The sequence below is a fragment of the Acinetobacter sp. TYF_19 genome (assembly GCF_043105125.1).
GTDB classification, from domain to species: domain Bacteria; phylum Pseudomonadota; class Gammaproteobacteria; order Pseudomonadales; family Moraxellaceae; genus Acinetobacter; species Acinetobacter johnsonii.
On the sequence record NZ_JBICLH010000045.1, the window covers coordinates 25,017 to 31,016 of the forward strand.

The following is a 6,000-nucleotide window of genomic DNA, read 5'->3' on the forward strand; positions in this document are numbered from 1 at the left end:
AAATACAATTGAATAGAGCAGATTATGTTTCTGAAAGGAAAAATCAAAAGCTTTAGTACCCCACGTGGTTTTGGTTTCATTGAAGTGGAAGCGGATATTGATGATGTGTTTTTTCATATCAAAGATTTGCCACAGCACAACATTGAACCCAAGATTGGTGAAGCGCTTCAGTTTATGATTGTAGAAGACCAAGGCAAGTTTAAGGCTGGCAATATCCAGCGGCTCGGTCTGACCTCAGAAAGTAAAGTCACGACATCATCAAATAAGAAAAAAGCACGTACCCAGGCCTCACCACGTTACCATGAGGCAGGGCATAAAAGTACCATCATCACCGTGATTGGGATCATCATCGTTGTAATACTGGGCTTTTTGACCTATGGGAAATATCAAAGTTATAGTGCAGAAAAACAGCGTAAAGCTGAACAGTTGATGCTCGAGCAGCAACAGATTGTAGAAGAACAGCGTAAAGCTTTAGGAAAGTTGCCCGATCAAATCCTATCTGAGCAAGGGAAGCGTAATTTAGATGCAGGTCTGCATCAGACCAATCAACCTCGCTCGGAACGTGTGACGCAGAGCATTGATAAACAAAATGGTCGTTTACCTGTCAGCACTGGACAGTTTAAATGCGATGGACGAACCCATTGCTCCCAAATGCGTTCTTATGAAGAAGCGGTTTATTTCTTAAGGAATTGTCCAAATACCAAAATGGATGGGAACAATGATGGTGAGCCTTGTGAGCGCCAATTTGGGAAATAAAAAAAGCACCCTCGGGTGCTTTTTGCTTACTTATTTTTCGCAGAATTTCATAAAGGCTTTGAGTCCTGGGCCTTGGTACTTCTGACGATGTACCAACATGAACAGTGGACGTGTTAGAGACCAGAACGGCGTATCAAGTACCACCAACTGGCCTTTTTCGCGCAAAGGTTCAGTTGCCAGCTTTGAAATACAGGACATCCCTAAACCACCCGCCACGATTTTTAAAATCGCTTCATTATGACCCAAGGTCAGACGGATGTTGGCATCAGGCAAGTCTTTTAAAATAGCATTATCAAACACTTCACGTGTACCTGAACCTTCTTCGCGCAAGATCCACTCGACCGATTTAAAGTCTTCAGGCGTTAATGTACGATTTAACTGTGCCAACGGATGTTCTGGTGCACAGCAGACCGCTAATTCATCGTCACGCCAGTGAATACACTGGAGCTGTGGCAAGTGACAAGAGCCTTCAATCAGGGCCAAATCTAGTTGGAACTGATTCACCGCCTCAATCATTTGGCGAGTGTTGCCAACTTGCAGCTGTAAATGAGCCTGAGGCTGAATTTGTAAAAAGTCAGCCATCAGGTCAGGCATGAGGTAGTCACTGATGGTCAGGGTTGCACCCAAACGTAAATCAATGCTTTGTAACTCACCTTTAGCGGCTTGCTCGAAAGCATCACAGCGACCCAAAATTTCTAAAGCTTGTGGCAGCAGGAAACGACCCAGATCATTGAGCTGAAGACGCTTACCTAGACGGTCAAACAGTGGAGCCCCTAAACCGTCCTCTAGATCTGCTAAAGCCATACTCGCAGCACTCTGGGTGAGTCGAACCGCATCACTGGCTTTGGTTACTGTGCCTTCTTGAGCAACTGCTACAAAAACCGCCAACTGGCGTAAAGTCATGCGCATGAATATAGCCTTAACATTTAAAAAATATTAACAAATTATGTGGTCATGCTAACATGAGCAACGTCTTTGATGCCACGCTGAAATCATGTCAATTGAAAAATTTAGCCTAGAAAAGGTTTTATCCGTACACCGTTGGACCAATACACTTTTTAGCTTCACCATGACGCGACCTGCACATTTTAAGTTTACCGCAGGACAATTTGCCCGTATTGGCATCAAAGTGGGTGATGAATTGGTGGTTCGAGCGTATTCGGTGGTGTCCTCTCCTTTTGATGAAACTTTAGAGTTTTTCTCGATTGTGGTGCCTGAAGGTGCATTTACCTCAAATTTACAGCACTTAAAAGTCGATGATGACATCTATCTCGAAAAGATTCCGTACGGCTTTTTGACCTTGGCGCGTTATCAACTGCCGTTACCAAAAGACTTGTGGTTACTGGGCACAGGCACAGGGCTGGCACCTTTTATTTCGATGTTGCAAGACTTTGAGACGTGGTCGAAGTACGAGAGCATTACACTGGTCTATAGCGTACGTACAGCCTCTGAATTGGCGTATGCAACACGTATTCAAGAAATTGCAGAGACTTTTGGTGAGGGTCATACAGGCTTTAAATTTGTGCCGATTATTACCCGTGATCCGCATGCGCCACTGCATGACCGCTTACCTGTACTGATTGAAAATGGTGATTTGGAAAAAGCAGTTGGTTTAAGTCTAAACCCTGAAACCAGCCATGTGATGCTGTGTGGTAACCCGCAAATGGTCGAAGATACCAAAGAGGCATTAAAAGCACGTGGCCTGACCATGAACCGCCGTGGTGAAGGGAATATTGCGGTCGAAAACTATTGGTAAAGCTATTTCGCTAAATAAAAGGCTCATCGAATGATGGGCTTTTTTTCACTCAAAATTTGAATCACTCAGATTTTAAACTTGGCTCAAAGAGAGTAGCACTGCTTGTGCGTTAAGATCGCGCTATAATTTCTCCTTTGTATTGGATTGGATGGGTTATGTCTTCAGCGTTAAAAACGACGGCTCAGCCAGAGGCGAGGCTTAGCCCGCAGCAGAAAAAATTAAATCGCTTAATTGACCAGATTGAACAACAAAAACAAGAACTGGCAGCATGGAAAAATGCGCAAGCCGATATTCAAAACTATACGCGCAGTAAGCTTTTACCTGTGTATAGCGAGTTACACACGGTTTTATTTGCACAGCTTGATACTCTATGGAATCACTTAGCCAGCGATGGCTTTAGCAAAGTTGATCTGGCGCAGATTGACACCAAAATAGCCGCTTTAGCCAAGATGCTAAGAAAATCACAAATGCTAACTTCAGCGCAGAAAGAGCAAGTAGAGAAAATTGATACTTTCTATATGCAGCATGCAGAGCATATACGCTCGAAGAAAACCAAAGCGAACTCAATACAAAATCATGACCTCGCTGAAATAGTAGAACAAAACGTGGATGTAGACTGGGAAAATTATGAATACGATTCTGCCCAATATGAAGCAGAGCGAGAACGTGCCAAGCAGTTAAAACAACAAGAAAAACGCGAGCAAGCCGCCAAAATGGCAGCGCAGTCACTGAAAACGGTGTATTTAAAAATTACCGCGATGATTCACCCTGACCGTGAACCTGACGAAACGAAGAAGTTAGAGAAGACCGAACTTTTGCAGACGGTCAATGAAGCTTACGCAGAGCAGGATTTATTTTATCTATTGAAACTCCAGTTAAAGCTAGAGACCAATAAAGGCCTAAGCTCAAAAGCTTTAAGTTCGGAACAAGTGAAGTTTTATCAGTTGTCTTTGGAAGCGCAGAGTCAGAGTTTACAAGGTCAATTAGATGAGATCTTTGCGTCTTTTCACTTGAGTAGTCATATCAATACCAAACAGCTCAAAATGAGTGATGTGTATAAGGTCATAGATCAGGATGCTACCGAGTTAAAACAGCAGTTGAAGTGGGAAAAGGAACGTTTAAAGCATATGAAAAAGGTGAGTGGGATGAAGATATTGATGGAGCATGGGGTTCTATGAGATAAGATTTTACTTTTTAAACAAATAGTCGTAGGCATGCTTTCTGTTAAAATATTGAGTCAAATCGCATTTGTATTGAAATAAAGTCATGAGCATTTTAGATTTAAGTTTGTATCAAGAAACTGAAAATTTATCCCCACAACAAAAAAAGTTTAATCGTCATATTCAAAAAATTGAGAAATTACAACTCTCTTTGGTTGAGTGGCAACAAGCACAACAAAAAGTACAGGAGGATGCAAGTTTTGAACTCTTGCCATTATATGCCCAATGGCACCAAGTTTTATTTAGTCAACTAGAGGTACTTTGGCAATATAAACAATCGCATAAATTTGCTAAAACCCATTTAGAGCGTTTAGATAAAAAAATCTCAATTTTAGTGAGTCAACTTTTAAATAATCCCAATCTGTCTGAAGAACAACATAAATTGACCATCGTCATTGCTCAATTTTACAAAATTTTAGAAGACCATGATCATTTGCCTACATCACAAGTAGATGATACAGAGGATGATTTTCATTCAGAGCATGATGTTGATGAAATGATGCAAAAACAAGTGATGAAAGAAATTCTTGCAGATCAATTGGGTGTGTCTGAGGACTGGATTGACTTTGATTTTGATCTCGAAAATCTTGAAGAGTTTATGCAAAAAGTAAAAGAAAAATTTGATCGAGAGGAAGCTGATTTCATTCAAAATCAACTTAATGATCATGAACGTGAGGCATATCAAAAGTTTGCAGAAAAAGAAAAAAAGAAAATTTTAAAGAAGCAAATGCAACTTGAAGATGCAAAAAAAATGGCAGGGCAGTCATTAAAAAGCATTTATTTAAAAATTGCCTCTGTGATCCATCCTGACCGCGAAAGAGATGAGCAAAAACGTATAGAGAAAACTGAGCTTTTGCAGCAAGCAAATACTGCACTTGAAGAAAAAGATTTACTTACGCTGTTAAAGTTACGTGCTTATACAGAACAAGGTGATCAAAAACAAGCAGTTAAAATCGCAAATGAACATTTGAAATCTTATAATCTATTGCTAGAAGATCAAATTGAACAATTGCAAATTGAGTTAGATCACATTATTTACTCATTTGATTGGGAAAGCTCTGGTTTTTATAAACAGACTTTTAAACCTGCTGATTTGGCTAAGAAGTACCAATATGATTTGACAGAAATTCGAAGAAAGCTATTGCAAGATGAACAGTGTTTAAATAGTTATAAGGATTTTGATTGTTTAAAAAACTTACTTAAAAATAGAGCATTCGGCTGGTCATTTAATTTTTAAAGTGGGTTGAGCCTGTAAATAATTTTGTGTAATTGATTTTCATCAATTAAAGGTGATTGCTTAGGGGCGGTCAACAAATTCAATAATAACGCGGCTCATGGCTAAACGCCATGAGCTGCACAGCAGCGCAAGATAAGCGTATTTCACTTTTTAGACGCTGCATCACAATTGCTAGATAAATCACGTTACGCACAGCATCTCCGTTGGAAAGACTTTACGCTTTTGATCGATTAGCGTATTTTCCATCTTTAATGACTTGATTGCTTTGGTGGCGTAGATGGCTTTGCGTATCTCTGATGGATAAGCAAAAAAAGTAAAAGCCGAGCATGTGTATATGAAAAAAGTGAGTGGGGGTGGAGATGTTGTTGGGGCATGGGGGACTTTGATTTTCCCTCACCTCCTTGCGGACAGCATGTGATTGAGCCGTATATTGTGGATTTTTACTGTTATGAAATTGGTTTGGTTATTGAGTTAGATGGTAGTCAGTATGGAATGGATGATGCCATTGAATATGATGCTGAACGCACCAAGTTTTTAGAGGCTTTGGGTTTAACCGTTGTGCGGTATTGGAATTATGATGTGTTAGGGCGGACGGTTGTGGTGTTGGAGGATTTGTGGCGAGTGTGTTTTGAATTGAAAAGCAAAAGCACCTCTACCTAACCCTCTCCTATAAGGAGAGGAGGAATGATGATTAATTATTAAAAATCATCATCTATGCCATTTACTCTATTTTCAATTCCTTTATTGAACATAGTTATTATTTCTCTTTCGTTATCAGATAGTAAAGATAAATCAGCAGATTTAATCAGTTCTTGTATTTTACTAATTTCAAAAAATTCTTCGACCGTATCTATCTTAATAGAAGAATGTTGAGAGGACGTGTAGTCACCGCTGGTGTAAACATGACTAGTTTGAATAAACTTTGATAAAACATTGATCATAGCTGTAATATCAGTGGTCATAGAGTTTAACCAATCTTGAACATCTTTTTTATTTCCCCATTTAGACCAAGAGTACATTAGAGAGGCTTT

At 39.8% G+C, this 6,000-nt stretch carries 6 protein-coding genes and 1 pseudogene; 5 read left to right on the forward strand and 2 right to left on the reverse strand.

Translation table 11 applies throughout. The features are described from left to right. Nucleotides 1–24 precede the first annotated feature (24 nt). Nucleotides 25–756 (forward strand): cold shock domain-containing protein, encoded by a 732-nt coding sequence (locus ACF8FD_RS05830; protein ID WP_205667682.1) that lies wholly within the window; start codon nucleotides 25–27, stop codon nucleotides 754–756. A gap of 30 nt (nucleotides 757–786) precedes the next feature. On the opposite strand, the gene gigC is transcribed toward ACF8FD_RS05830, so the two are convergent. After that, nucleotides 787–1,665 (reverse strand): LysR family transcriptional regulator GigC, encoded by an 879-nt coding sequence (gene gigC, locus ACF8FD_RS05835; protein WP_004695408.1) that lies wholly within the window; start codon nucleotides 1,663–1,665, stop codon nucleotides 787–789. 85 nt (nucleotides 1,666–1,750) lie between these two features. Here gigC and ACF8FD_RS05840 point away from each other — a divergent pair, with 85 nt between their 5' ends. The 4 genes from ACF8FD_RS05840 to ACF8FD_RS05855 all read left to right on the forward strand — a co-directional run bounded on the left by ACF8FD_RS05840 (nucleotide 1,751) and on the right by ACF8FD_RS05855 (nucleotide 5,629). After that, nucleotides 1,751–2,512 carry a ferredoxin--NADP reductase gene (locus tag ACF8FD_RS05840; protein ID WP_010327350.1) on the forward strand — a complete coding sequence of 254 codons (762 nt, stop codon included), beginning with the start codon at nucleotides 1,751–1,753 and terminating at the stop codon, nucleotides 2,510–2,512. Between the two features lie 155 nt (nucleotides 2,513–2,667). Continuing rightward, a complete protein-coding gene (locus ACF8FD_RS05845) occupies nucleotides 2,668–3,690 on the forward strand; it encodes a molecular chaperone DnaJ (protein ID WP_234304598.1) in 1,023 nt (340 codons plus the stop codon). An 88-nt stretch (nucleotides 3,691–3,778) separates the two neighbouring features. Continuing rightward, a complete protein-coding gene (locus tag ACF8FD_RS05850; protein ID WP_279679169.1) occupies nucleotides 3,779–4,969 on the forward strand; it encodes a molecular chaperone DnaJ in 1,191 nt (396 codons plus the stop codon). 372 nt (nucleotides 4,970–5,341) lie between these two features. Beyond that, nucleotides 5,342–5,629: an endonuclease domain-containing protein gene (locus ACF8FD_RS05855; protein WP_234304600.1), complete on the forward strand. Its 288-nt coding sequence runs from the start codon at nucleotides 5,342–5,344 to the stop codon at nucleotides 5,627–5,629. A gap of 38 nt (nucleotides 5,630–5,667) precedes the next feature. Here ACF8FD_RS05855 and ACF8FD_RS05860 read toward each other — a convergent pair. Next, a pseudogene (locus tag ACF8FD_RS05860) lies at nucleotides 5,668–6,000 on the reverse strand (hypothetical protein); the annotation flags it as partial.